This is a genomic window from Streptomyces sp. DI166 (assembly GCF_900091315.1).
In the GTDB taxonomy this organism is placed as follows: Bacteria; Actinomycetota; Actinomycetes; order Streptomycetales; family Streptomycetaceae; genus Streptomyces; species Streptomyces fuscus.
This window is the reverse complement of the sequence record NZ_FLSP01000113.1, coordinates 1-24,939: the sequence shown is the minus strand read 5'-3', so window position 1 is coordinate 24,939 and position 24,939 is coordinate 1. Positions and strand designations below refer to the sequence as shown.

Here is a 24,939-nt window from a genome sequence, read left to right as displayed (position 1 = left end):
GGCTGCTCTCGCTCCAGGATCCGCTGACGCTCCAGCCTTGCAGCGACCTGACCGTCCAGATCACCCTGATCCCGCGTGCTGAGAACTGCGCGGGCGTACCCCGCCGTCTGGAGCAGCCCGTGCACCAACTGCGCCTGGTATGTGGAGATATATGTTGCCGCTGCCTCCATCTCCGCATACGGCTGGAACCAGCTCGGCAGTTGGTTCCGCAAAACCAACCCCACCAGCCGCGAAAACCTCCCGTCCGCCCCGAGCGCCGCGTCCACGCGCTCCGAGAACTCCCGCGTCGGCACCTTTAACGTCGTCTCGATCTGTCCGATCAAGGACCCCGTACAGAACACGATCGCCCCGAGCTGCGCCTGCGTAAGCCCCGCCGCCTCCCGCGCCCGGCGCAGTTCGTAGCCGTAGTAGTCGAGCGGGGACGCGCTCGGGTCGAGCTGGCGAATGTTGGACACAGTGACCACCTCCAATCACCGAGAGTAGCCACACGACCGCACAGCGGTACCGGAGTTGCCGAAAAAGAAATCATGCAAGCGTGCTTGATTGATTCTGAACCCGCTGCCATGCTCCTCCCCATGGCCGACCCGACCCCCGTGTTCGACGACCTGCGTGCCGAAAGCGATGAACTCGACCGGCTGGTGGCCGAGTTGAGCCCGGACCAGTGGTCCCTCGCCACGCCCGCCCCTCGTTGGACGATCGCCCACCAGATCGCGCACCTCGCCTGGACCGACCACGCGGCCCTGCTCGCCGTGACGGACCCGGACGCCTTCGCGAAGGAGGTGGAGAAGGCGCTGGTCGCACCCGACACCTTCGTCGACGAGGGCGCGGAGCGCGGCGCCAAGACCCCGCCCGCCGAACTCCTCGCGGAGTGGCGCAAGGGCCGTACCGCGCTCGCCGATGCCCTCGCCTCCGCCCCCGTCGGCGCCCGTTTCCCCTGGTATGGCCCGCCCATGGCCGCCGCGTCCATGGCCAGCGCCCGCCTGATGGAGACCTGGGCCCACGGCCAGGACGTGGCGGACGCCCTGGGCGTGGAGCGGCCGCCCACCGACCGGCTGCGGCACGTCGCCCGCATCGGAGTGCGCGCGCGGGACTACGCCTACTTCGTCCACGGACTCACCCCGCCCACCGAGGAGTTCCGCGTCGAGATCGAGGCACCCAGCGGCGACACCTGGGCCTACGGCCCCGAGGACGCCCGCCAGCGCGTCACCGGCCCCGCCCTCGACTTCTGCCTCCTCGTCACGCGCCGTGCGAACCGCGCCGACCTCGCCGTGACGGCGGAAGGCGAGGACGCCGACCGTTGGCTGGACATCGCGCAGGCCTTCGCGGGGCCGCCCGGTGAAGGGCGGCCGGCCAAGGGAGGGGGCCGCCAATGACGGTCCTCCGTATAGGCAACGCCTCAGGCTTCTACGGCGACCGTTTCGACGCCATGCGCGAGATGCTCACCGGAGGTGAACTCGACGTCCTCACCGGTGATTACCTGGCCGAGCTGACCATGCTCATCCTCGGCCGGGACCGCCTGAAGGACCCCGGCGCCGGGTACGCCCGCACCTTTCTGCGGCAGTTGGAAGAGTGTCTGGGGCTCGCCCAGGAGCGCGGGGTCCGTATCGTCGCCAACGCCGGAGGGCTCAACCCCGCCGGACTCGCCGACTCCGTAAGGCAGTTGGTCGAACGCCTCGGTCTGCCCGTCCGCGTCGCCCACGTCGAGGGCGACGACCTCACCTCCGCCCACCCCGGCAGCCTCGCCGCCCACGCCTACCTCGGCGGCTTCGGGATCGCCGCCTGTCTGCGCGCGGGAGCCGATGTCGTCGTCACCGGGCGCGTGACCGATGCCGCCCTGGTCACCGGGCCCGCCGCCGCCCACTTCGGATGGGCGCCGACCGACTACGACCGCCTCGCGGGCGCCGTCGTCGCCGGGCATGTGCTGGAGTGCGGGGCGCAGGCCACGGGTGGGAACTACGCCTTCTTCGGGGAACGGCCCGTCCGCGACCTCCTCCACCCCGGTTTCCCGCTCGCCGAGATCCACGAGGACGGCTCCGCCGTCATCAGCAAGCACCCCGGCACGGGCGGCTACGTCGACATCGGCACCGTCACCGCCCAGCTCCTGTACGAGACCTCCGGCGCCCGGTACGCCGGGCCCGATGTCACCGCCCGGCTCGACAGCGTACGGCTCAGCCAGGACGGGCCCGACCGGGTCCGTATCGACGGCGTACGCGGGGAGGCTCCGCCGCCCACGCTCAAGGTCGGCGTCAACAGGCTCGGCGGGTTCCGCAACGAGGTCACCTTCGTGCTCACCGGGCTCGACATCGAGGCCAAGGCCGAGCTGGTGTGTGCCCAGTTGACGGACGCGCTCGCCAAGTCGCCGCCCGCGGAAGTGAAATGGGAGCTGGTGCGGACCGATCGGGGCGACGCCGACAGCGAGGAGCTGGCCAGCGCCCTGCTCCGGCTCGTCGTCCGGGACCCCGACCAGGCCGCCGTCGGACGCGCGCTGAGCGGTGCCGCCATCGAACTCGCCCTCGCCAGTTACCCCGGCTTCCACGTACTCGCCCCGCCTGGGAAGGGGGCCCCGTACGGCGTCTTCGAGGCGACCTACGTCCCCCAGGGCGACGTGCCCCATGTCGCCGTCCTCCCCGACGGGGAGCGTCTGCCCGTAGCGCCGCCGCCCGACACCGCCGTACTGGACGCCGTACCGGAGCCCTTGCTCCCAGAGGCCCTGCCGCCCGGACCGCGCACCCGTGCCCCTCTCGGGCGGGTCGCCGGGGCCCGGAGCGGGGACAAGGGCGGCGACGCCAATGTGGGTGTCTGGGTCCGTGGCGACGACGCCTGGCGCTGGCTCGCGCACGAGCTGACCGTCGAGCGGTTCCGGGAGCTGATCCCGGAGGCCGCCGACCTGCCCGTCACCCGGCACGTACTGCCCCACCTGCGCGCCCTGAACTTCGTCGTCGAGGGCATCCTCGGCGCCGGAGTCGCCGCTCAGCACCGTTTCGATCCGCAGGCCAAGGCGCTCGGCGAGTGGTTGCGCTCGCGGCACCTGGACATACCGGAGGCCCTCCTGTGACCGTCCTGTCCTCCGCGCTGGATGTGCAGAGCCCGGAGTTCCGGGCCAACCGCGAGGCGATGCTCGCCAAGCTGGCCGATCTCGACGCCGAGCACGCCAAGGCGATCGCGGGCGGCGGTGAGAAGTACATCGCGCGGCACCGGGGGCGCGGCAAGCTCCTCGCGCGGGAGCGCATCGAGCTGCTGCTCGACCCGGACACGCCCTTCCTTGAGCTGTCGCCGCTGGCGGCTTGGGGGAGTGACTACGCCGTGGGGGCCTCCCTGGTCACCGGGATCGGGGTTGTCGAGGGCGTGGAGTGTCTGATCACCGCCAATGATCCGACCGTGCGGGGCGGGGCCAGCAATCCCTGGTCCCCTGAAGAAGGCCCTCCGCGCCAACGACATCGCGCTCGCCAACCGGCTGCCCTGTATCAGCCTGGTGGAGTCGGGCGGCGCCGATCTGCCGTCCCAGAAGGAGATCTTCATCCCCGGCGGCGCCATCTTCCGGGATCTCACCCGGCTTTCCGCCGCCGGGATTCCGACGATCGCCGTCGTCTTCGGGAACTCCACTGCGGGTGGCGCGTACGTGCCCGGCATGTCCGACCACGTGATCATGGTCAAGGAGCGCGCCAAGGTGTTCCTCGGCGGGCCGCCGCTGGTGAAGATGGCGACCGGTGAGGAGAGCGACGACGAGTCGCTGGGCGGTGCCGAGATGCACGCGCGCGTGTCGGGGCTCGCGGACTACTTCGCCGTGGACGAGCCGGACGCGCTGCGGCAGGCGCGGCGGGTCGTGGCGCGGCTCAACCACCGCAAGACGTACCCGGATCCGGGGCCCGCCGAGCCGCCCAAGTACGACGCCGAGGAGCTGCTCGGGATCGTCCCGGGGGATCTGAAGGTGCCCTTCGATCCGCGTGAGGTGGTCGCCCGGCTCGTCGACGCCTCCGACTTCGACGAGTTCAAGCCGCTGTACGGCAGCAGCCTGGTCACCGGGTGGGCCGCCCTGCACGGCTACCCGGTCGGCATCCTCGCCAACGCGCAGGGCGTGCTGTTCAGCGAGGAGTCGCAGAAGGCCGCCCAGTTCATCCAGCTGGCCAACCAGCGGGACATTCCGCTGCTGTTCCTGCACAACACCACCGGCTACATGGTCGGCAAGGAGTACGAGCAGGGCGGGATCATCAAGCACGGGGCGATGATGATCAACGCGGTGTCCAATTCGCGGGTGCCGCATCTGTCCGTCCTCATGGGTGCCTCCTACGGCGCCGGGCACTACGGGATGTGCGGGCGGGCGTACGATCCGCGCTTCCTGTTCGCCTGGCCGTCCGCCAAGTCCGCCGTGATGGGGCCGCAGCAGCTCGCGGGCGTGCTGTCGATTGTCGCCCGCCAGTCGGCCGCCGCGAAGGGGCAGCCGTACGACGACGAGGCGGACGCGGCGCTGCGGGCCATGGTGGAGCAGCAGATCGAGTCCGAGTCGCTGCCCATGTTCCTGTCCGGGCGGCTCTACGACGACGGCGTCATCGACCCGCGCGACACCCGCACCGTCCTCGGCCTGTGCCTGTCCGCCATCCACACCGCGCCCTACGAGGGCGCGCGCGGTGGCTTCGGCGTCTTCCGGATGTGAGGTCCAGTGATCACTTCTGTACTCGTCGCCAACCGGGGCGAGATCGCCTGCCGCGTCTTCCGCACCTGTGGTGAGTTGGGAATCCGGACGGTCGCCGTGCACTCGGACGCCGACGAGAACGCGCTCCACGCGCGCGTGGCCGACGCCGCCGTACGGCTGCCCGGCGCCACGCCCGCGGAGACGTATCTGCGCGGCGACCTGATCGTGAAGGCCGCCGTCGCGGCCGGCGCGGACGCCGTGCACCCCGGTTACGGGTTCCTGTCGGAGAACGCCGACTTCGCGCGGGCCGTCGTTGACGCGGGGCTGGTGTGGATCGGGCCGCCGCCGCAGGCGATCGAGGCGATGGCGTCCAAGACGCGCGCGAAGAAGCTCATGGGGCTCGCGCCGCTGCGCGAGGTCGCGCAGAGCGACCTGCCGGTGCTCGTGAAGGCGGCAGCGGGCGGCGGGGGGCGCGGGATGCGTATCGTGCGCCGCCTTGAGGATCTCAGCGCCGCCCTGGAGGGCGCGCGCGCCGAGGCCACGAGCGCCTTCGGCGACGGCGAGGTGTTCATCGAGCCGTACGTGGAGCGCGGGCGCCACGTGGAGGTGCAGGTGCTCGCGGACGCGCACGGCACGGTGTGGGCGCTGGGCACGCGCGACTGCTCCCTCCAGCGCCGCCACCAGAAGGTGATCGAGGAGGCGCCCGCGCCCGGCCTCTCCGACCGGCTCGCGGAGGAGTTGCGCGCGCTGGCCGTGCGCGCCGCGCGCGCCGTGAACTACGTCGGCGCGGGCACCGTCGAGTTCCTGGTCGCCGACGACACCGCGCACTTCCTGGAGATGAACACCCGCCTCCAGGTGGAGCACCCGGTCACCGAGGAGGTCCACGGCGTCGACCTGGTCGCCCTCCAGATCGCCGTGGCCGAGGGGCGGCGTCTGGACCCCGAGCCGCCGCCCGCGCGCGGGCACGCCGTCGAGGCCCGCCTGTACGCCGAGGACCCGGCGCACGACTGGGCCCCGCAGACCGGCACCCTGAACCGGCTCACCGTGCCCGACAGCGTCCGCCTGGACACCGGGTACACCGACGGCGACGCGATCGGCGTCCACTACGACCCGATGCTCGCCAAGGTCGTCGCCCACGCCCCCACCCGCGCCGCCGCGATCCGCAAGCTCGCCGACGCCCTGGAGCGGGCGGCCGTGCACGGGCCCGTCACCAACCGCGACCTCCTCGTACGCTCCCTGCGCCACGAGGAGTTCACCACCGCGCGGATGGACACCGGCTTCTACGACCGCCACCTGCCCGCACTCACCGAGCCCGCCCCCGACCCGCACGCCCCTCTGGCCGCCGCCCTCGCCGACGCCCGCCGCACCGGCTCCCGCTTCGGCGGCTGGCGCAACGTGCCCTCCCAGCCCCAGATCCGCCGCTACGCCCTGGCCGGCGAGGAGCACGAGGTCCCCTACCGGCACACCCGCACCGGCGGCCTGGAGGCGGACGGCGTGCGCGTCGTGCACGCCGCCCCGGACCTCGTCGTCCTCGAAGTCGACGGCGTCCGGCGGCGGTTCGAGGTGGCGCGCTACGGGGACCGCGTCCACGTCAACACCACCGTCCTGACCGCCCTGCCCCGCTTCCCCGACCCCACCGCCCAGCACGCGCCGGGCTCCCTGCTCGCGCCCATGCCGGGCACGGTCGTGCGCCTCGCGGAAGGGCTCGCCGAAGGGGCGGCCGTCCAGGCCGGACAGACCCTCCTGTGGCTGGAGGCGATGAAGATGGAACACAAGATCACCGCACCGGTCACGGGAACGCTCAGCGCACTGCACGCCGCCGTCGGCCACCAGGTCGCCGTCGGAACTCTGCTCGCCGTCGTAGAGGAGGACCAGGACAAGTGAGCGTCACCCTGGAAACCGATGAGCACAAGGCCCTGCGCGAGGCGGTCGCCGCGCTCGGCAGGCGTCACGGCCGCACCTTCGACCGGGAGGCCCTGTGGCAGGAGGCGGCCAAACTCGGCTACCTCGGCGTCAACCTGCCCGAGGAGTACGGCGGAGGGGGCGGCGGTATCTCCGAACTCTCCATCGTGCTCGAAGAGTTGGCCACCGCGGGCTGTCCGCTGATGCTGATGGTGGTCTCACCGGCCATCTGCGGCACGGTCATCGCCCGGTTCGGCACCGAGGAGCAGAAGCGTGAGTGGCTGCCCGGCCTCGCCGACGGCACCCGCACCATGGCCTTCGGCATCACCGAGCCCGACGCGGGCTCCAACAGCCACCGCATCACCACCACCGCCCGTCGCGACCCGGACACCGGCGACTGGATCCTCACCGGCCGCAAGGTGTTCATCTCCGGCGTGGACATCGCCGACGCCACCCTCATCGTCGGCCGCACCGCCGACGCCCGCACCGGCAACCTCAAGCCCTGCCTGTTCATCGTCCCGCGCGACGCCGAGGGCTTCCAGCGGACCCAGATCGACATGGAGCTGAACGCCGCCGAGAAGCAGTTCGAGCTTGTCCTGGACGACGTACGGCTGCCCGCCGACGCGCTCGTCGGCGACGAGGACGCGGGCCTGCTCCAGCTGTTCGCCGGGCTCAACCCCGAGCGGATCATGACCGCCGCCTTCGCGATCGGCATGGGCCGCTTCGCGCTGAACCGGGCCATCGAGTACGCCCGCGAACGCACCGTCTGGAAGACCCCGATCGGTGCCCACCAGGCCATCGCCCACCCGCTCGCCCAGGCGCACATCGAACTCGAACTCGCTCGCCTGATGATGCAGAAGGCCGCCCATCTCTACGACGCCGGCGACGACATCGGCGCCGGAGAGGCCGCCAACATGGCCAAGTACGCGGCCGCCGAGGCCTGTGTGAAGGCGGTCGACCAGTCCGTGCACACCCTCGGCGGAAACGGCCTCACGCGGGAATTCGGACTCGCCCAATTGATAACCGCGGCCCGCGTGTCTCGTATTGCACCGGTGAGCAGGGAGATGATTCTCAACTACGTCTCCCACCAGACCTTGGGTCTGCCCAAGTCTTACTGACCGGCACAGCGTTGTGCGAGGAGGCCCCATGTTCCGCAGCGAGTACGCCGACGTAACCCCCGTGGACCAGCCGATCCACGAGTTCGTCCTGGGCGGTGCCGCCGAGTTCGGTGACACGCCCGCTCTGATCGACGGCACCGACGGCACCACCCTCAGCTACGAACAAGTCGACCGGTTCCACCGCAAGGTCGCCGCGGGTCTCGCCGAGGCCGGGGTCCGCAAGGGCGACGTCATCGCCCTGCACAGCCCCAACACTGTGGCCTTCCCCACCGCCTTCTACGCCGCCACCCGCGCGGGTGCCTCGGTCACCACCGTGCACCCGCTCTACACCCCCGAGGAGTTCGCCCGGCAGCTCAAGGACAGCGCCGCCCGCTGGATCATCACCGTCTCCCCCCTGCTGGAGTCGGCCCGCCGGGCCGCCGAACTCGCGGGCGGCGTCCAGGAGATCTTCGTCTGCGACAGCGCGCCCGGCCACCGCTCGCTGATCGACATGCTCGCCACCACCGCCCCCGAACCCGAGATCGACATCGACCCGGCCGAGGACACAGCCGCCCTGCCCTACTCCTCCGGCACCACCGGAGTGCCCAAGGGCGTCATGCTCACCCACCGGCAGATCGCCACCAACCTCGTCCAGCTCGACGCCGCCGTCACCGCCGGACCCGGCGAACGCGTCCTCGCGGTCCTGCCGTTCTTCCACATCTACGGCCTGACCGCCCTGATGAACGCGCCCCTGCGCAAGGGTGCCACCGTCGTCGTCCTGCCCCGCTTCGAGCTGGACACATTCCTCGCGGCCATCGAGAAGCACCGCATCACCGCGCTCTACGTGGCCCCGCCCATCGTCCTCGCCCTCGCCAAGCACCCGGCCGTCGACAACTACGACCTGTCGTCGCTGAAGTACCTCATCTCCGCCGCCGCCCCCCTCGACGCCGAACTCGCCGCCGCCTGCTCCCGGCGCCTGAACCTGCCCCCGATCGGCCAGGCCTACGGCATGACCGAACTCTCCCCGGGCACCCACGTCGTCCCCCTGGGCGCCATGAGCGAGGCGCCCCCCGGGACCGTCGGCAGGCTCATCGCGGGCACCGAGATGCGGATCGTCTCCCTCGACGACCCCGGCAAGGACCTCGGCGTCGGTGAGGCCGGCGAGATCCTCATCCGCGGCCCCCAGGTGATGAAGGGCTACCTCGGCCGCCCCGACGACACCGCCTCCCTCATCGACGCCGACGGCTGGCTGCACACCGGCGACGTCGGCCATGTCGACGCCGACGGCTGGCTGTTCGTCGTCGACCGGGTCAAGGAGCTCATCAAGTACAAGGGCTTCCAGGTGGCCCCCGCCGAACTGGAGGCCCTGCTGCTCACCCACCCCGGCATAGCCGACGCCGCCGTCATCGGCGTCCGCGACGACAACGGCAACGAAGTGCCCCGCGCGTACGTCGTGCGCCAGCCGTCCGCCGGGGACCTCACCGAGAGCGAGATCATGATGTACGTCGCCGAACGCGTCGCCCCCTACAAACGCGTCCGCCAGGTCACCTTCCTCGACGCCGTGCCCCGCGCCGCCTCCGGCAAGATCCTCCGCCGCGAACTGAGGGAGCGCGCGTGAGCCTGATCGGCCGGGCACGCGCGCGTGGCGTGGAAACCCTGAGCCTCGACTCGCCGGCCAACCGCAACGCCCTCTCGGCGGCGCTGGTCGGCGAGCTGGCCGACGCCCTCACCGACTGCGCCAAGGACCCCGGCGTACGCGCGGTCGTCCTCACCCACACCGGCAACACCTTCAGCGCGGGCGCCGACCTGCGCGACCCGCCCCACCCGGACGCCCTCGTCGCCCTGCTGAAGCAGATCGTGGAGCTGCCCCGGCCGGTCGTCGCCCGCGTCACCGGCCACGTACGCGCGGGCGGCCTCGGCCTGCTCGCCGCCTGCGACATCGGCGTCGCGTCGCACACGGCGAGCTTCGCCTTCACGGAGGTACGGATCGGAGTGGCCCCCGCGGTCATCTCCCTCCCCCTCCTCCCGCGCACCGACCCCCGCGCCCTCGCCCGCTACTACCTCACCGGCGAGCGCTTCGACGCCGCCGAGGCGGCCCGCATCGGCCTGCTGACCGCCGCCGGGGACGACGTGGACGCCGTACTCGAACCCGTGCTCGACGGTCTCAGACGCTCCGCCCCCGAGGCCCTCGCCGAGACGAAACGGCTGCTCACGGCTAGGGTGCTGGAGTCATTCGACCGGGACGCGGCGGAGCTGACCGCGCTCTCGGCCCGGCTGTTCGCCTCCCCGCAGGCCCGCGAGGGGATGACGGCCTTCCTGGAACGACGGGATCCCCCATGGGTGATGTGAGTACGGCGGAACGCGAACGCGTCCCCAAGCAGGACCGCAGCCGGGCCACCCGGCAGCGGCTCCTGGAAGCCGCGGTGGCCTGCCTCGCCGAACACGGCTGGGCGGGCTCCACCGTGTCGGTCGTCGCCGAACGCGCGGGCGTCTCCCGGGGCGCCGCGCAACACCACTTCCCCACCCGCGAGGACCTGTTCACCGCCGCCGTCGAATACGTCGCCGAGGAACGCTCCACCGCCCTGCGCGCCCTGTTCCCGCAGGGCGCCGCCCAGGACCGGCGGGCCGTGGTCGAGGCGCTCGTCGCCCTCTACACCGGCCCCCTCTTCCGCGCCGCCCTGCACCTGTGGGTGGCCGCCTCCAACGAGGAGCAGCTGCGCCCGCAGGTCACCGAACTGGAGGCCCGCGTCGGCCGCGAGTCCCACCGCATCGCCGTCGACCTGCTCGGCGCCGACGAGTCCGAACCGGGAGTGCGCGAAACCGTCCAGGGCCTGCTCGACATGGCCCGCGGCCTGGGCCTGGCCAACCTGCTCACGGACGACGGCCCGCGCCGCGAGCGGGTGGTGGCCCAGTGGGCGGCACTCCTCGACGACGCCCTGGGCGCCCGGCACTGAACTACGGGCTCAGCCGCTCCACCCGCCAGCTCCCGTCCGGCTCGATCACGTACCGCAGCCGGTCGTGCAGCCGGTTCTCCCGGCCCTGCCAGAACTCCACCGACTGCGGCGCCACCCGGAAACCGCCCCAGTTCGGCGGCACCGGCACCTGCTCGCCCTCCGGATAGCGGGCGGCCAGCTCGGCGTACGAGGCGTCCAGGTCGGCCCGGGTGGAGATCACCGCGGACTGCTCGCTGGCCCAGGCACCGAGCTGCGAGCCGTGCGGACGGGTGCGGAAGTAGGCGGCCGTCTCGTCCCGCCCCGTACGCCGTGCGATGCCCTGCACGATGACCTGCCGGGCCATCTGGTGCCACGGGAACAGCAGCGAGACATACGGGTTCTCGGCGAGGTCGCGGCCCTTGCGGGAGTTGTAGTTCGTGAAGAACACGAACCCCTGCTCGTCGAACTGCTTCAGCAGCACCGTGCGCGAACTGGGGCGCCCCTCGGCGTTGGCGGTGGAGACGACCATGGCGTTCGGCTCGAACAGATGAGCCTCACTCGCGGCCTGCTTGAACCAGCGGGCGAACTGTTCCACCGGGGTGGCCGGCAGGTCGGTCTCGGCGAGTCCCGCGGCCCGGTACTGCTGGCGCATCGCGGCGGGGTCCGGATGTGCGTCGTCTCGGTCGGTCACGCGGTCATCTTGCCGTATGCGCGGCCTCCGTTCGGCACGGTGTCCTTCATCACTGCGTGGCACTCAGTGCCGCAACCACTCCCCAAAGGTGGCACTCGGGGATATCGTTCTGAGACCGCCTCGGTTGGGTGACCGCCAGCCGGGAATCACTGGGATACCTCCCAGGACCGCGAGTCCTTTGAGCCACGACCGCGGATCCCCCGGACGCCGAGCCGTCCCCGCCGTACCCGGGCGTGGTCGCACCATCGTCCCGACAACACCATCTGTCGCACACATCACGAGGAGCCGCCTGATGTCCGACTTCGTACCCGGACTCGAAGGAGTCGTCGCGTTCGAGACGGAGATCGCCGAACCCGACAAGGAGGGCGGCGCACTCAGGTACCGGGGCGTCGACATCGAGGACCTCGTCGGCCACGTCTCGTTCGGCAATGTCTGGGGCCTGCTCGTCGACGGGGCCTTCAACCCCGGCCTCCCGCCCGCCGAGCCCTTCCCGATCCCCGTCCACTCCGGCGACATCCGCGTCGACGTGCAGTCCGCGCTCGCCATGCTGGCCCCCGTCTGGGGCCTGAAACCGCTCCTCGACATCGATGCCGAGCAGGCCCGCGAGGACCTCGCCCGCGCCGCCGTGATGGCCCTGTCCTACGTCGCCCAGTCCGCCCGCGGCCAGGGCCTGCCCATGGTCCCGCAGCGCGAGATCGACAAGGCGCAGTCCGTCGTCGAACGGTTCATGATCCGCTGGCGCGGCGAGCCCGACCCCAAGCACGTCGCCGCCGTCGACGCCTACTGGACCTCCGCCGCCGAGCACGGCATGAACGCCTCCACCTTCACCGCGCGCGTCATCGCCTCCACCGGCGCCGACGTCGCCGCCGCGCTCTCCGGCGCCGTAGGAGCGATGTCCGGCCCGCTGCACGGCGGCGCGCCCTCGCGCGTGCTGCACATGATCGAGGAGATCGAGCGCACCGGGGACGCCGAGGCGTACGTGAAGCAGGCCCTGGACCGCGGCGAGCGGCTCATGGGCTTCGGCCACCGCGTCTACCGCGCCGAGGACCCGCGCGCCAGAGTGCTGCGGCGCACCGCCCGCGAGCTGGGCGCGCCCCGCTACGAGATCGCCGAGGCCCTGGAGAAGGCCGCCCTCGCCGAGCTGCACGCCCGCCGCCCCGACCGGGTGCTCGCCACGAACGTGGAGTTCTGGGCGGCGATCGTGCTCGACTTCGCCGAGGTCCCGGCCCATATGTTCACGTCGATGTTCACCTGCGCCCGCACCGCGGGCTGGTCGGCGCACATCCTGGAGCAGAAGCGCACCGGCCGCCTGGTCCGCCCGTCCGCCCGCTACGTCGGCCCCGGCTCGCGCGACCCGCGCGAGATCGAGGGGTACGCGGACATCGCGCACTGAGCCCGCACACAGGGCGCCCCTCTGAGGGGCGCCCTGGTGTCATGCGGGCGTGAGCAGATCCCGGTGATGCCGTTCGGCGACGAGCGGATGGGCCCGCAGCTTGCCCTTCAGTTCGTTGTAGCCGTACTCGGCGAAGAGCGGGTTGCCCGGGTCCTCGGTGATGCCGGGCGCCTTGGAGGCGTGCGGGAAGGGAACCGGCTGCACGCGCGCGTCCAGGCGCGGGTTGTAGAAGAACGGCACCGAGAACCGCTCGGTGGCCCCGGGCGGGGAGACCACCCGGTGGTTGGTGGCGACGAGATAGCCGTTGGTGGCCACCTCCAGCAGCTCACCGAGGTTCACCACGAAGGCACCCGGGATGGGCGGCACGTCATGGAACTGCCCGTCCGCGCGCTGCACCTGCAACCCGCCCACCTGGTCCTGGAGCAGCAGCGTCAGGAACCCGTAGTCCTTGTGGGCGCCCACACCCTGGTCGGCACCGTCCCCGGCGCTGCCCGGGTACCGGACGAGCTTGAGGTGCGGGTGGGCGGCGTCGCCGAAGACCGGGTCGTAGAAGTCGGCGGGCGCCCCGATGGCGGTGAGCAGCTCGCGCAGCAGCCGCTCGGCGACCCCGCTGAGCCGCTCGATCCAGGCGAGCGCGGCCTCCCGCAGCTCCGGAAGCTCGGCGGGCCACTGGTTGGGCCCCTGGAGCCACCAGTACGGGGCCTCACCGGGACCGGGCACCCGGGCGGGCCGCTCGGCGCCTATGTCGAGCTGATCGCGCCAGTCCCGGGCGCCGCCGGTGCGCTCGTCGCCGGTGCGGGTGTAGCCGCGGAAGTGCGGCGAGTTGATGTTGTCGAGCGCGAGCCGCTCGGCCTCGGGCAGGGCGAAGAACTTCCGCATGGCGGAGAGCAGACGCTCGGTCTCCCGCTCCCCGACCCCGTGCCCGACAAGCTGGAAGAACCCCACGTCATGGGCGGCGCTGTGCAGCCGCTCGGACAGATCGGGCGCGGTGAGATCGATGATCGGAAGCTGCTGGTACGACGACATGGCTGTGTCCCGCGGAGAAGTGAGGGAGGAAGGGGGGCGCTGGGTTCAGACGGAGCGCCGACAGCCCATGCTCGTGACGCGGAGGAAGTCCACGTGACGGCGTCGGACGAGCGAAATCATGTCGCCAGGGTACTGCGGGCCACAGATTTTCCGGATGGCCCAGATCACACCCGAAAATCATCCGTGATCGCCGAAGCCGCCGAAAACGCAGACGACCCGCGAACTCGGGACCTCCTGAAACGGAGGGCCGGCCGGACGTACCGGCGAGCTCGCGGGTCGGGCGGCTGCTTGGGATTGGGCCGGCTGCGTGCTTCTCGCGCACGCTGGTCCGGCACCGCACTGATGTGGTGACGGGCCGCTAGCCCGCAGCCACCTCGCGCGTCCGGGTTTCACTCATGTACCCGATCACCTCCTTTCGGCGTAGGCAACACACTAGGAACCCGCCGGGCCGGGATCAACCACTTTTTTTCCGAGGTTGAGGTGTACCCGGCATGGGGAGGTGTCGGGCGTGAACGATCTTCGTGTCGAGGTGGCTGTCGGTGACCGCATGCTGGAGCAGTGGCGGTACGTCCACAACGTCATCGTGCCGCCGGACGAGCTGAGCGCCGACGAGGTGCGGGAGCGCAGTGGGCGTAACCGGCTGGAGAACGTCTACCTCGGGGACGAGCTGGTCGGGTGCTCCACCGTGCGGCCCCCGGGGGCGGAGGACGGGGTCGCGACCGTCATCGCGCGGGTGCTGCCCGAGTACCGGGGACGGGGGATCGGGGCGGCCCTGTACGAGCACTGCCTCGCGCACGCGCGCGGGCTCGGGGCGCGGCACATACAGACCGTGGTGCTCGCCGCGAACGGCGACGGGGTGCGGTTCGCCGAGGCGCGCGGGTTCGTCGAGGTGGAGCGGTACGTGGCGCCCGAGGACGAGAACGAGGTGTGGCTCACGCTGCGGCTCGGGGCGTGAGTGAGGGACGTTTCCGGGCTACAACGATTCTCGAAATCTTGCGGGAACCCGATGTGTGCTGGGTCACGTTCGAGTTGAATGATGGTGAGTGGGCGAACCGCCGCACCGTACGCGTGCGGACGCGGCTTGGCAGGGGGTCCAGGTGAGTGCTTCCCGGCGTAGTGGGACCACCGACGAGCTGGGGCCGGACGAGCCCGAGCGGTCCGGTCCCGAGGGACCGGAGGGATCGGGCGGCTCCGATCTGCTCGCCGCGCTGCTGGACGGCATGGATGCGGCCCTGTGCGCGTTCGACGCCCATGGTGTCGTCACCCACTGGAACCGCGAGGCCGAGCGGATTCTCGGCTGGACCGCGGAGGAGGCCGTCGGGCGGCAGGGGTTCGCCGGGTGGGCGGTGCGCAGCGCCGACGCCGAGGAGGTCGAGGGGCGGCTGATGTCCGCCATGGACGCCCCGGGGCGGCAGGTGCACGAGTTCGCGCTGCTGACCAAGGACGGCGGCCGGGTTCTCGTACGCACCCAGTCCGCGGCCGTGCGCGGCCCCGACGGAAAGCCCGCCGGTGTGTACTGCGCCTTCAGCGAGGTGCACGCCCAGATCGACCTGGAGCGGTCCATCGCGTTGAGCGAGGCGCTGTTCGAGGACGCTTCCTTCGGTGTCGTCCTCGTCGACGCCGATCTGCGTCCGGCCGTGGTCAACGCGCACGCCGCCCGTGCGCTCGGCATCGGCCGTACGTCGGTGCTCGGCCGTCCGCTGGGCGAGCTGCTGGCCCGGGGTGTGGAGGAGCTGGAGAGCGCGCTGACCCATGTCCTCGCCGAGGGCGCGCCGCCCGCGCCCGCCGAGATCTGGGTGTCCGTGCGCACTCCGGAGGGCGAGCAGCGGCGCTGCTGGCGCTGCGGTTTCGTCCGGCTCGCCTCCCCGCTGGCCGAGGAGCCGGTGCCGCTCGGTGTGGGCTGGCTGTTCCAGGACGTGACCGAGGCCAAGCAGGGCGAGCAGGAGGCGGCACTGCTGCGCTTCCGTACGAATCAGCTGCACCGGGCGGCGCGGGCCGCCGCGGAGTGCGAGGACCCGATGGAGGCGGCCACGGTCCACCTGGACTTCGCGCTCGCCGGGTTCGCCGATCACGCCCTGATCGACCGGGTGGCGGGCGGCTTCCTGAGCGATACGGAACCGGCCGCCGAGGTGCGCCTGGTCCGGGCCGCCGCGACGCCTTCGGGACCGCCCGGCCCCAGCCTGTCCACGGGTGCCGCCGGTCTCCCGGTCCGTTACCCGGAGGGTCACCCGGCGCTGCAGTGCGTCTCCCGCGCGGGTTCGGTCCGCGCCAGCGTCGGCACGGTGCCTCCGGAACAGGCCCGCGAGTGGGCGGAGTCCCGCCGCTGGCCCCCGGAGTCGGTGCACGCCCTGTGCGCGGTCCTGCGCAGCCGGGGCCGCACGCTGGGCGTGGTGACCTTCCTCCGAGGGGCGGGCCGCACCCCCTTCGAGCGTTCGGACGCGGCGTACGCGGAGGATGTGGCGGCCCGGATCGCCGCGGCGCTGGATCTGGCGGGCGCGCTGTAGGGGTCGGGTGTGCTGTAGAGGTTCGGGGCGCGCCCCGTAAGGGTTTTCGGCGGGTTGTGAGGGTTCAGTGCCGGTAGAAGATCCGGTCGCCGTACTCCGCCATCACCCGGCTGTTCCACTCGTGGCCGCCGTCGACGTTGCCGGAGCGCAGCAGCGGGGGCTCGATGCCGCGGTCCGCGAGGGCGCCCGCCGCCGTGGCCATGACGGCCTGCATGAGGGCCGACGTGACCACCGTGGAGGCCGGGGCGAAGGGGGCGGGGACGGTGTCCAGGGTCAGCTCGGCGTCGCCGACCGCGATCTTGGAGTCGAGGACGACGTCGCAGTGGTCCTTCAGGAAGGTGCCGGAGGCGTTCCGTGGCTTCGTCTCCGTCGCGTAGGCCACCGACGTCACGCCGATGACCTTCACGCCCAGGGCGCGGGCCTTCGTGGCCATCTCCACCGGGAGCGCGTTGCGTCCGGAGAGGGAGATGATCACTAGTACGTCGCCGGCGCGCAGCGGTGAGGTGTCCAGTGCCGCCGACGCGAGCCCGTCGACCCGCTCCAGCGCCGAACCCAGGGTCGCGGGCACCACGTCCACGCCCACCACACCCGGTACGACCAGCAGGTTCATCAGCGCGAGACCGCCCGCGCGGTAGACGACGTCCTGCGCGGGCAGCGAGGAGTGCCCGGCGCCGAAGGCGAACAGCCGCCCGCCCCCGGCGACCGCGTCGGCGAGCAGCTCGCCCGCCGCCTCGATGTTCCCGGCCTCCTCGTCGCGGACCTTCTGCAGCAGCCCGATCGCGGCGTCGAAGAACTGGCCGGACAGCTTGCGGTCGCTCATGCGCGGGGCCCCTTTGCCGTGGGAATTCCGTGGGCGGTCGTGATCCGTCGCGATCACGGTGCGGTCTGGACCACTGCGGTGTCAATACGGCGACGGCGCGGTCACGGTGCGCGTCGGGGCGGGCGCCGCGAACCGGCGTGTACAAGCGCGAAACCCCCTGGTTTCAACGGCGCGGCACGGTTGTCAGCGCTATGCGTCAGAATTGAGGCCAGGGCCAGCGCACGCCGCGAAGCCGTCGTGCTTCCGGCAGATCTCATCGAGGGGCACGTATGTCCGGACTGATCGACACCACGGAGATGTATCTCCGCACCATCCTTGAGCTGGAGGAGGAAGGTGTGGTCCCGATGCGTGCCCGGATCGCCGAGCGGCTCGACCAGAGCGGGCCGACCGTCAGCCAGACCGTGGCGCGAATGGAGCGGGACGGCCTGGTGTCCGTCGCCTCCGACCGCCACCTGGAGCTCACCGACGAGGGCCGCCGCCTGGCCACCCGTGTGATGCGCAAGCACCGGCTGGCCGAGTGCCTGCTCGTCGACGTGATCGGCCTGGAGTGGGAGCAGGTGCACGCCGAGGCCTGTCGCTGGGAGCACGTGATGAGCGAGGCCGTCGAGCGCCGCGTCCTGGAGCTGCTCCGTCACCCCACGGAGTCCCCCTACGGCAACCCGATCCCCGGGCTTGAGGAGCTGGGCGAGAAGGACGGCGCCGACCCGTTCCTCGACGAGGGCATGGTCTCGCTGGCGGAGCTGGACCCGGGCGCGGACGGCAAGACCGTCGTCGTGCGCCGGATCGGTGAGCCGATCCAGACCGACGCGCAGCTGATGTACACCCTCCGGCGGGCCGGCGTGCAGCCCGGCTCGGTGGTGAGCGTGACCGAGTCCGCGGGCGGTGTGCTGGTGGGCAGTGGCGGTGAGGCGGCCGAGCTGGAGGCGGACATCGCCTCGCACGTGTTCGTCGCCAAGCGCTGAGCCCGGTCCGCCCGAGCCCGGTCCGCCTGTCGAGCCCGCCCGGTCGTACACAACTCCTGGTGCCACAGGGGGAGTTGGGGCGGCGCCACGATCGCGCCGAATCCATGATTCAGTGCGTCGAATCGCAGCGCTCGGGCGCCGCGCGTGCGAGGCTGTCGCGGTAGGCATATGACCTGAGGGGGTCGGAGGATGTGCCGCAGCCGTGTGGAGGGCCCCGGCGCCGTACGGCGCCGGGGCCTGTCCTCCCCTGTTCTGACCCGGAGCCCCGAGCTCCCAGGGTCATTCCCCTCGGACCGTTTTCCCCGAGCGGTCCGCCTCCCGTTGAAGATCTCCCCTGGGCCGCGACGGTCAATCCTTGAGGGAGGTCACTCGAATGAGGGGTGTTGCCCGGCGAGACGGCATTTTCGAATAGGGGTTCGATAATCTGCGGGTGACGGACACTCCGACGACACACAGCACGCGAGGCTCGCGTGACCGACGCACAGGCACGGCAGGCGGACCTTAGGGGGGTGCCAGGACCTATGGCGCGGCGCATCGACGTGACCGGGAAGGGCGGGGTACGCCTCGCGGCCTGGGAGTTCGGCGACCCACCCAAGACCGACGGCACGGCCGCCGAGGGCGAACCGGGGCACGGCGTGCTGTTACTGCACGGGCTGATGGGCCGCGCCTCGCACTGGGCGGCCACAGCCCGCTGGCTCTCCGAGCGGCACCGCGCCGTCGCCCTCGACCAGCGCGGACACGGCCGCAGCGACAAACCGGCCAAGGCCGCCTTCACCCGTGAGGCATACGTGGAGGACGCCGAGGCCGCCCTCGAACAGCTCGGCCTCGCCCCGGCCGTCCTCGTCGGGCACGCGATGGGCGCGCTCACCGCCTGGCAGCTCGCGGCGAAACGGCCCGACCTGGTGTCGGGGCTGATCATCTGCGACATGCGGGCATCCGCGCTGGGTGCCGCGTCGCAGCGGGAGTGGGCGGACTGGTTCAAGTCCTGGCCGCTGCCCTTCGCGACCCTCGCCGATGTCCGCAAGTGGTTCGGGGAGGACGATCCCTGGGTGGAGCGGCCCAACCCCGCGCGGGGCGAGTTCTACGCCGAGGTCATGCAGGAGTGCGAGGACGGGTGGCGGCCGGTCTTCGAGCAGGAGCAGATGCTGCAGTCCCGGGAGACGTGGGTGTACGACGCGCACTGGGAGGAACTGGCGCAGGTGCGGTGCCCCGCGCTCGTCGTGCGGGGGCTCGACGGGGAACTCGGGCGCGCCGAGGCGCAGGAGATGGTGCGGGTGCTTCCTCAAGGGGAGTACGCGGAGGTCGCCGAGGCGGGGCATCTGGTGCACTACGACCAGCCGGAGGCGTGGCGGGCGGCGATCGAGCCGTTTCTGGACGCCGTGCGGGGTGCGGGGCGCCTTTGAACTCGGGGGGTTCGGTTGGGTGGCGGGTGCGGGTTCGTGGGAGCTTGTCGCGCAGTTCCCCGCGCCCCTGAGGGAGTGCCCGCGCCCGGAGTTCAAATGCGCCGTAGGCCCTCGCTCAGAGGCCCCTGCCCCTTGCTCAGGGGCCCCTGCCTCTCGCCCAGAGGCCCCGGGCCCCTTGCTCAGAGGCCCCCTTGCTCAAGAGCCCCTACCCCTTGCTGACCGCCGTCAGGATCTCCGGCAGGCGGGTTGCCGTTCTCGGGGCCGCCAGGCGCAGGCCCAGGGCCGTGAGGGCGGTGCCGTAGGCCGCGCCCGTGGGCAGGAGGAGCCAGGACCAACTGTCGCCGTCGGCGGAGATATTGAGCCAGATCGTCAGGGCGATCACCGGGGCGCAGAGCAGGGCCGCCGCCACCATGCCGCCGAAGATGGAGATCCAGGCGAGGCCGACCTGGCCGGGCGCGACGTTCTTGTGGCCCTCCTGCGGAATGGAGTAGGGGAAACGGGCCGAGGACCAGGCGCCGGTCGCCAGCATGGCGCCGAGGAGGGCGAAGGAGAGGCCGAGTGTCTCGGGGAGGCGTGCCCAGGCGCCGAGGATGGCCGCCGTCACCGCGGTGACCAGGGTCGCGTAAGGGAGGGTGATCACCAGCAGGGCGAAGGCACGCGCGCGGAGTTCGACGTAGGCGTCCCGCGTGGAGGAGATCGTCATCGCGACCATCCAGAACGCGGAGGTGTCCTGCCCGAACTGGTTGTACATCTGGATTCCGAGCATCCCCGCCGCGAAACAGGCGAAGTAGACCGAGCCGGTGCCCTGGACGGCGTTGAACACCGGCACGATCAGTCCGATCGCCAGCGAGGTCACCCAGGCCGCCTTGGTCTTCGGGTCCCGCCAGATGTAGCGCAGACTGCGCTCCATGACGGTGCCCGTGCGCCCGGCCGGGAGCAGCCGGCCGAGCCCCGTGGACTGCCGTACGGCCGTGTCGGGGGACTGCAGGGTCGACCCGTCGGGCTCGGTCATCAGCCGCGTCAGATGCCGTGCCCATACGGCGATCAGCGCGGCCAGCGCCCCGGCGGTCAGGGCCAGTTGGAGCATGGCCACGCCGTAGGAGCCCTCGCTCGCCGCGTCCGTCGCGCTGATCGCCGACGCGGGCGGCACCCAGCTCAGGACGTCCGCGGCCGGGTCGAGCTGGCCGAGTCCGGCCGAACCGAGGCGCTGGGCGCCGAAGTTGACGACCTGTGCGCCGACGGCGATGACCAGACCGCTCAGGACCGCCAGATCGCGGCCCTTCCTGCTGGTCAGCAGGCGGATGTTGGCGGCGGCGACGGCCCGTGCGAGGGCGACGCAGACCAGCAGGCCCAGTACGGTGCCGAGCACGCCGACGACGTAGGCCGCCGTGCCGTGGGCCACCGCGATCACCGAGCCGGTGAGCAGGCAGAGGGTGAACAGGGGGCCGATGCCGACCAGGGAGGCGGCGAGCAGGGCGCCGACCAGGGGGCGGGGGCGCAGCGGGAGCATGACCAGGCGGGTGGGGTCGAGGGTCTCGTCGCCGCTGGGGAAGAACAGCGGCATCACCGCCCAGCCCAGCGCCAGCACCGCCACCAGCAGGATCACCACGGACGCGGCGTGCTCGTGGCCGCGCAGCGCGATCAGGCCGATCAGCTGGAGCGCGGCGAACAGCAGGGTGAGCACCGCCGAGGCGATGTAGGCGACGCGGCGGCCGGAGGACTGGCGCAGGCCGTTGCGCAGCAGGGACAGCTTCAGACGGACGAAGACCGGGGTGATCGTGGACGCGTCGCTCATCGGCTGCCGCCGCCCAGCCAGTCCAGGTCCGACCCGGCGTCCCTGCCGTGCGCCCCCACCAGTTCCAGGAACGCCTGCTGGAGGGAGGACGCCTCGCCGCGGACCTCGGCGAGCGTGCCGTGGGCCCGGATCCGGCCCGCCGCCATGACCGCGACCCAGTCGCACAGCGACTCGACCAGCTCCATGACGTGGGAGGAGAAGACGACCGTGGCGCCGGAGCCGGTGTACCGCTCCAGCACGCCCCGGATGGTCTGCGCGGAGACCGGGTCGACACCCTCGAACGGCTCGTCGAGGAAGAGCACTTCGGGGTTGTGGAGGAGAGCGCAGGCGAGCCCGATCTTCTTGCGCATGCCCGTCGAGTAGTCGACCACCAGTTTGTGCTGGGCTCCGGCCAGGTCGAGGACGTCGAGGAGCTGCGTGGCCCGCTTGTCGACCTCGGCGCCGGGCAGTCCGCGCAACCGGCCGGTGTAGGCGAGCAGTTCGCGCCCCGACAGCCGTTCGAACAGCCGCAGCCCTTCCGGGAGGACCCCGATGCGCGCCTTCACCGCCACGGGGTCCCGCCACACGTCGTGCCCGACGACCTCCACGGTCCCCTGGTCGGGCCGCAGCAGCCCGGTGACCATGGAGAGCGTGGTGGTCTTCCCGGCGCCGTTGGGCCCGACCAGCCCGATGAACTTGCCCGCGGGCAGCTCCAGATCGATCCCCGCGACGGCGATCTGCTGCCCGAAGCGCTTCCACAGTCCACGTACTGATACGGCCGAGGTCATGGAAGCACCCTACGGGGGACCGGCGGCCGGTCCCGTCCGCGAAGCGCGCCCTGCGGGGCAGAGCTGCCCGCCCGGCTGTCGGCCGCCTCCGCGGAAGGCACCGGTCGGTCCGTTCGCGCAGTGGCCGCGGGGGCGGTCGGGTCCCAGCACGACGTGCCCGCGGACGCCGAGGGGCTGGGCCGCGTTCGCGAAGCGCCCTGCGGGGGAGGGCCGTCGGTCCCGTCGGCGGTGCGCCGTGCCGGAGGGGGGCTACCGGTCCCGTCGGCGACGCGCCCTGCCCCTGGCTACCGGTCCCGTCCGCACGCGTAGGCGAGCGGGGAGATCAGTTCCTCCGCGTCCGGCAGCCAGCGGTTGGCCGGGGTCGGGCGGCAGGCCCACTGCACGGCGCCGCGGGAGCCGAAGCGGGTGGGCGGTGCCGCCACGTAGCTGCCCTCGCCGAGCGCCACGAGGTCCAGCGAGGCGGGCGCCCAGCCGAGCTTGCGGACGAGGTCGGGCACCTTCACCGAGGCGCCCGGCAGCACGAAGAAGTGCATCCGGCGGTCCGGGGTCAGGGTCACCGGGCCGAGCGTCAGCTCCATGCGCTCCATCCGGGCCAGGGCCAGGAATCCGGCCGTTTCGGCGACGGAGATCGCGTCGAACGTACGGCCCGTGGGCAGCAGGATCGAGGACAGGGGCTGCTTGGACCACATCCGGCGGGCCACCGTCGCGCTGCCCGTGGCCTGCGTGGCCCAGTCCGCGCGCGCGGGATGCGCCCCCGGCGCACCGCAGGCGGCGTCGCCGCAGGAGCAGCGCTGCACCCCGTCGACGGCTTCCAGCCACGTGCCGGGAAACACGTCCCAGTGGCGCTCCTCGGCGTAGCGTACGGCGGTCTCCAGCAGCGATTCCCCGCGCTGCTTCGGAATCTGGGCGGCTTCAGTGGCCTCGATCGTCTCTTCCACGCACATCACAACTCCCGCACCCACCTCGGGTTACGCCCGTAGCGCGCGCCGGGGAGGAGCATCGATTCCGCAACTGGGGCGCATGGATGCACGTACGGGGGCGCGCGGGAGGATCCGGGGCTGGAGATGGGTAGCCACAAGCGGGGTCGGCTTCGGGCTTACCCCGGCAATCCTCGCATGTCTCGCATTTTCGGTATGTCCGCGGGGCATTGATCTTCACGGCCGGATTCATTCGGTACGAAGACACATCAACTCGGTGCGTGGGCAGGGCACCGCAGCCACAGGGGGTACGCCATGGCCGCAAGGCCACTCGTCGCGCGGCAGCCGAACGAACGGTTGCAGGCGCTCATCCAGGAAGCGGGCTGCTCGAACGCAGGGCTGGCCCGCAGGGTCAACATGTGCGGCGCCGAGCACGGCCTCGATCTGCGCTACGACAAGACGTCCGTGGCCCGCTGGCTGCGCGGACAGCAGCCGCGGGGGCGCGCCCCGGCGATCATCGCCGAGGCACTCGGCCGCAAACTCGGCCGTACGGTCACCATCGACGAGATCGGGATGGCCAACGGCAAGAACCTCGCGTCCGGCGTCGGTCTCCAGTTCTCGCCGACGGTACTGGGAGCCATCGAGCAGGTCTGCGAGCTGTGGCGCAGCGACGTGGGGCGGCGGGACTTCCTGTCCGGTTCCTCCGTCGCCGCCTCCGCCCTGGTCGAGCCCAGCCGGGACTGGCTGATCTCGGCGCCGGACGCGCAGGTCGCGCGCTCGGCGGGCCCGCGCGTGGGCCAGTCCGACGTGGCGGCCGTGAAGGCGATGACGCAGGCGCTGGTCGACCTGGACCACCAGTACGGCAGCGGGCATGTGCGCCCGGTCGTCGTGCACTACCTCAACAGCGTCGTCTCGGGGCTGCTCGCGGGGTCGTACCGGGAGGCGGTGGGGCGTGAACTGTTCGCCGCGGTGGCCCGGTTGACGGAACTGGCCGGCTACATGGCCGTCGACACCGGCCAGCCCGGACTCGCCCAGCGCTACTACATCCAGGCCCTGCGGCTCGCGCAGGCCGCCGGGGACCGCGGTTACGGCGGCTACGTGCTCGCCGCGTCCATGAGCCATCTGGCGGCGCAGCTCGGAAACCCGCGTGAGATCGCCCAGTTGGCGCGGGCGGCGCAGGAGGGCGCGCGCGGACGCGTCACCCCGCGCGCGGAGGCGATGTTCCACGCCGCCGAGGCCCGCGGGCACGCGCTGCTGGGCGACGTACGGGCCGCGCAGGTGTCCTCCTCGCGGGCGGTCAGCGCGCTGGAGGCGGCCGATCCGGCCTCCGGTGACGACCCGCCGTGGATCACGCACTTCAACGAGGCCTATCTCGCGGATGAGTTGGCGCACTGCCACCGCGACCTCGGGCAGGCCGACGCGGCGGCCCGGTGCGCGGAGCAGTCCCTGGCCGGGCTGCCGGAGACCAAGGCGCGGCGCCGGGCCATCGGCTATGTGCTCCTCGCCACAGCGCAGGTGCAGCAGCGGGAGATCGAACAGGCCTGCAACACCGGCCTGAAAGCGGTCGAACTGCTGGAGACCCTGCGCTCCAACCGCGGCGCCGACTACCTGGAGGACTTCCAGCAGCGCCTGGAGCCCTACCGGGAGGAGCCGGTGGTACGGGAGTTCGGGGCGCGGCTGGAGCTCCAGGCGGCGGCCTGAGACGGCGGAGGCGAAGGAGCCGTATCAGCCGTAACAGAAGGGAGTTGACGCAGGGCGTTGGGGGACCGGATCTGTTAGGGCCGTCACAGGGACACGGGTCACGTCCTGAGCTGCGTGGCACGCCGCTCGCGTGACCCGGTAGCGTGAGCCCGATTCCGAAGGTCCCCCATTCGTAGGAGTCCCGGTGACGCAGAGTGGACAGGGCGAGGAGCCCTCGGCGCGAGTCGCGCGCGAAGGCATCGTGCTGCCCTCCGACGGAGGCGAGCCCCTGCTCCCGGGCATGACGGGCGGCCAGGGCGCCCCGCAGCACCCGACCCCGCCGCCCGCCCCGGCGGCCCCGTCGGGCGGTCAGTCGTGGCACGGCTCCTGGGGCCCCGAGCAGCAGCAGCCGCAGGCGG

At 71.9% G+C, this 24,939-nt stretch carries 20 protein-coding genes and 2 pseudogenes; 15 read left to right on the top strand and 7 right to left on the bottom strand.

Features of this window, described 5'->3' with window-relative positions; genetic code table 11:
* On the bottom strand, positions 1–455 hold a 455-nt coding region (locus GA0115233_RS34865; RefSeq protein ID WP_141689616.1), incomplete at its 3' end, for a helix-turn-helix domain-containing protein.
* Between the two features lie 120 nt (positions 456–575).
* On the opposite strand from GA0115233_RS34865, the gene GA0115233_RS34860 reads away from it, so the two are divergent.
* The 8 genes and pseudogenes from GA0115233_RS34860 (at position 576) to GA0115233_RS34825 (ending at position 10,583) form a co-directional block, all read left to right on the top strand.
* The gene (locus tag GA0115233_RS34860) at positions 576–1,373 is read left to right on the top strand and encodes a TIGR03084 family metal-binding protein (protein WP_093724339.1); all 798 of its coding nucleotides are present in this window, start codon (positions 576–578) and stop codon (positions 1,371–1,373) included.
* Positions 1,370–3,055 (top strand): acyclic terpene utilization AtuA family protein, encoded by a 1,686-nt coding sequence (locus GA0115233_RS34855; RefSeq protein WP_093724336.1) that lies wholly within the window; start codon positions 1,370–1,372, stop codon positions 3,053–3,055. Before GA0115233_RS34860 ends, GA0115233_RS34855 begins: the two co-directional genes overlap by 4 nt.
* Positions 3,052–4,651 (top strand): annotated as a pseudogene (locus GA0115233_RS34850) (acyl-CoA carboxylase subunit beta). Before GA0115233_RS34855 ends, GA0115233_RS34850 begins: the two are co-directional and overlap by 4 nt.
* A gap of 6 nt (positions 4,652–4,657) precedes the next feature.
* On the top strand, positions 4,658–6,514 hold the full coding sequence (locus GA0115233_RS34845) for an acetyl/propionyl/methylcrotonyl-CoA carboxylase subunit alpha (protein ID WP_093724335.1): 1,857 nt from the start codon (positions 4,658–4,660) through the stop codon (positions 6,512–6,514).
* Positions 6,511–7,650, top strand: coding sequence for an acyl-CoA dehydrogenase family protein (locus GA0115233_RS34840; protein ID WP_093724334.1), 1,140 nt, complete (start codon positions 6,511–6,513; stop codon positions 7,648–7,650). The genes GA0115233_RS34845 and GA0115233_RS34840 overlap by 4 nt, the downstream gene beginning before the upstream one ends.
* 28 nt (positions 7,651–7,678) lie before the next feature.
* Positions 7,679–9,247, top strand: a complete 1,569-nt coding sequence (locus tag GA0115233_RS34835; protein WP_093724333.1) for a 4-coumarate--CoA ligase family protein — start codon at positions 7,679–7,681, stop codon at positions 9,245–9,247.
* Positions 9,244–9,978 (top strand): enoyl-CoA hydratase family protein, encoded by a 735-nt coding sequence (locus GA0115233_RS34830; protein WP_093724332.1) that lies wholly within the window; start codon positions 9,244–9,246, stop codon positions 9,976–9,978. The genes GA0115233_RS34835 and GA0115233_RS34830 overlap by 4 nt, the downstream gene beginning before the upstream one ends.
* Complete coding sequence (locus GA0115233_RS34825; protein ID WP_093724331.1) at positions 9,966–10,583, top strand: TetR/AcrR family transcriptional regulator; 618 nt, start codon at positions 9,966–9,968, stop codon at positions 10,581–10,583. Before GA0115233_RS34830 ends, GA0115233_RS34825 begins: the two co-directional genes overlap by 13 nt.
* A gap of 1 nt (position 10,584) precedes the next feature.
* Here the strand turns inward: GA0115233_RS34825 and pdxH are convergent, their stop codons facing one another.
* Positions 10,585–11,214 (bottom strand): pyridoxamine 5'-phosphate oxidase, encoded by a 630-nt coding sequence (pdxH, locus tag GA0115233_RS34820; RefSeq protein ID WP_176712047.1) that lies wholly within the window; start codon positions 11,212–11,214, stop codon positions 10,585–10,587.
* Positions 11,215–11,545: 331 nt separating this feature from the next.
* Between pdxH and GA0115233_RS34815 the strand changes: the two genes are divergently transcribed.
* Positions 11,546–12,646: a citrate synthase 2 gene (locus GA0115233_RS34815; protein ID WP_093724329.1), complete on the top strand. Its 1,101-nt coding sequence runs from the start codon at positions 11,546–11,548 to the stop codon at positions 12,644–12,646.
* Between the two features lie 39 nt (positions 12,647–12,685).
* On the opposite strand, the gene GA0115233_RS34810 is transcribed toward GA0115233_RS34815, so the two are convergent.
* Positions 12,686–13,672, bottom strand: a complete 987-nt coding sequence (locus tag GA0115233_RS34810) for an isopenicillin N synthase family dioxygenase (RefSeq protein WP_093724328.1) — start codon at positions 13,670–13,672, stop codon at positions 12,686–12,688.
* 508 nt (positions 13,673–14,180) lie between these two features.
* Here GA0115233_RS34810 and GA0115233_RS34805 point away from each other — a divergent pair.
* Positions 14,181–14,627: a GNAT family N-acetyltransferase gene (locus GA0115233_RS34805; RefSeq protein WP_255310456.1), complete on the top strand. Its 447-nt coding sequence runs from the start codon at positions 14,181–14,183 to the stop codon at positions 14,625–14,627.
* Positions 14,628–14,769: 142 nt separating this feature from the next.
* Complete coding sequence (locus tag GA0115233_RS34800; RefSeq protein WP_093724337.1) at positions 14,770–16,176, top strand: PAS domain-containing protein; 1,407 nt, start codon at positions 14,770–14,772, stop codon at positions 16,174–16,176.
* A 64-nt stretch (positions 16,177–16,240) separates the two neighbouring features.
* On the opposite strand, the gene GA0115233_RS34795 is transcribed toward GA0115233_RS34800, so the two are convergent.
* The gene (locus GA0115233_RS34795) at positions 16,241–16,996 is read right to left on the bottom strand and encodes an SIS domain-containing protein (RefSeq protein ID WP_093724327.1); all 756 of its coding nucleotides are present in this window, start codon (positions 16,994–16,996) and stop codon (positions 16,241–16,243) included.
* A 269-nt stretch (positions 16,997–17,265) separates the two neighbouring features.
* Between GA0115233_RS34795 and GA0115233_RS34790 the strand changes: the two genes are divergently transcribed.
* Both GA0115233_RS34790 and GA0115233_RS34785 read left to right on the top strand, forming a co-directional pair.
* Positions 17,266–17,958 carry a metal-dependent transcriptional regulator gene (locus tag GA0115233_RS34790; RefSeq protein WP_093724326.1) on the top strand — a complete coding sequence of 231 codons (693 nt, stop codon included), beginning with the start codon at positions 17,266–17,268 and terminating at the stop codon, positions 17,956–17,958.
* A 521-nt stretch (positions 17,959–18,479) separates the two neighbouring features.
* Positions 18,480–19,361, top strand: coding sequence for an alpha/beta fold hydrolase (locus GA0115233_RS34785; protein ID WP_093724325.1), 882 nt, complete (start codon positions 18,480–18,482; stop codon positions 19,359–19,361).
* Between the two features lie 205 nt (positions 19,362–19,566).
* On the opposite strand, the gene GA0115233_RS34780 is transcribed toward GA0115233_RS34785, so the two are convergent.
* The 3 genes from GA0115233_RS34780 to GA0115233_RS34770 form a co-directional block, all read right to left on the bottom strand.
* Positions 19,567–21,156, bottom strand: a complete 1,590-nt coding sequence (locus tag GA0115233_RS34780; protein ID WP_093724324.1) for a transporter — start codon at positions 21,154–21,156, stop codon at positions 19,567–19,569.
* Positions 21,153–21,923 carry an ABC transporter ATP-binding protein gene (locus GA0115233_RS34775; RefSeq protein WP_093724323.1) on the bottom strand — a complete coding sequence of 257 codons (771 nt, stop codon included), beginning with the start codon at positions 21,921–21,923 and terminating at the stop codon, positions 21,153–21,155. The genes GA0115233_RS34780 and GA0115233_RS34775 overlap by 4 nt, the downstream gene beginning before the upstream one ends.
* Positions 21,924–22,207: 284 nt before the next feature.
* Positions 22,208–22,870 carry a bifunctional DNA primase/polymerase gene (locus GA0115233_RS34770; protein ID WP_093724322.1) on the bottom strand — a complete coding sequence of 221 codons (663 nt, stop codon included), beginning with the start codon at positions 22,868–22,870 and terminating at the stop codon, positions 22,208–22,210.
* Between the two features lie 285 nt (positions 22,871–23,155).
* Here GA0115233_RS34770 and GA0115233_RS34765 point away from each other — a divergent pair, with 285 nt between their 5' ends.
* Positions 23,156–24,541, top strand: a complete 1,386-nt coding sequence (locus tag GA0115233_RS34765) for a transcriptional regulator (RefSeq protein WP_093724321.1) — start codon at positions 23,156–23,158, stop codon at positions 24,539–24,541.
* A 184-nt stretch (positions 24,542–24,725) separates the two neighbouring features.
* Positions 24,726–24,939: pseudogene (locus tag GA0115233_RS34760) on the top strand (hypothetical protein); the annotation flags it as partial.

Bases quoted from the DNA above. Each gene is read 5' to 3' on its own strand.
- GA0115233_RS34860 (WP_093724339.1), top strand. From the start codon at position 576: ATGGCCGACCCGACCCCCGTGTTCGACGACCTGCGTGCCGAAAGCGAT.
- GA0115233_RS34855 (WP_093724336.1), top strand. From the start codon at position 1,370: ATGACGGTCCTCCGTATAGGCAACGCCTCAGGCTTCTACGGCGACCGT.
- GA0115233_RS34835 (WP_093724333.1), top strand. From the start codon at position 7,679: ATGTTCCGCAGCGAGTACGCCGACGTAACCCCCGTGGACCAGCCGATC.
- GA0115233_RS34825 (WP_093724331.1), top strand. From the start codon at position 9,966: ATGGGTGATGTGAGTACGGCGGAACGCGAACGCGTCCCCAAGCAGGAC.
- pdxH (WP_176712047.1), bottom strand. From the start codon at position 11,214: ATGCGCCAGCAGTACCGGGCCGCGGGACTCGCCGAGACCGACCTGCCG.
- GA0115233_RS34815 (WP_093724329.1), top strand. From the start codon at position 11,546: ATGTCCGACTTCGTACCCGGACTCGAAGGAGTCGTCGCGTTCGAGACG.
- GA0115233_RS34810 (WP_093724328.1), bottom strand. From the start codon at position 13,672: ATGTCGTCGTACCAGCAGCTTCCGATCATCGATCTCACCGCGCCCGAT.
- GA0115233_RS34795 (WP_093724327.1), bottom strand. From the start codon at position 16,996: ATGAGCGACCGCAAGCTGTCCGGCCAGTTCTTCGACGCCGCGATCGGG.
- GA0115233_RS34790 (WP_093724326.1), top strand. From the start codon at position 17,266: ATGTCCGGACTGATCGACACCACGGAGATGTATCTCCGCACCATCCTT.
- GA0115233_RS34785 (WP_093724325.1), top strand. From the start codon at position 18,480: ATGGCGCGGCGCATCGACGTGACCGGGAAGGGCGGGGTACGCCTCGCG.
- GA0115233_RS34780 (WP_093724324.1), bottom strand. From the start codon at position 21,156: ATGAGCGACGCGTCCACGATCACCCCGGTCTTCGTCCGTCTGAAGCTG.
- GA0115233_RS34775 (WP_093724323.1), bottom strand. From the start codon at position 21,923: ATGACCTCGGCCGTATCAGTACGTGGACTGTGGAAGCGCTTCGGGCAG.
- GA0115233_RS34765 (WP_093724321.1), top strand. From the start codon at position 23,156: ATGGCCGCAAGGCCACTCGTCGCGCGGCAGCCGAACGAACGGTTGCAG.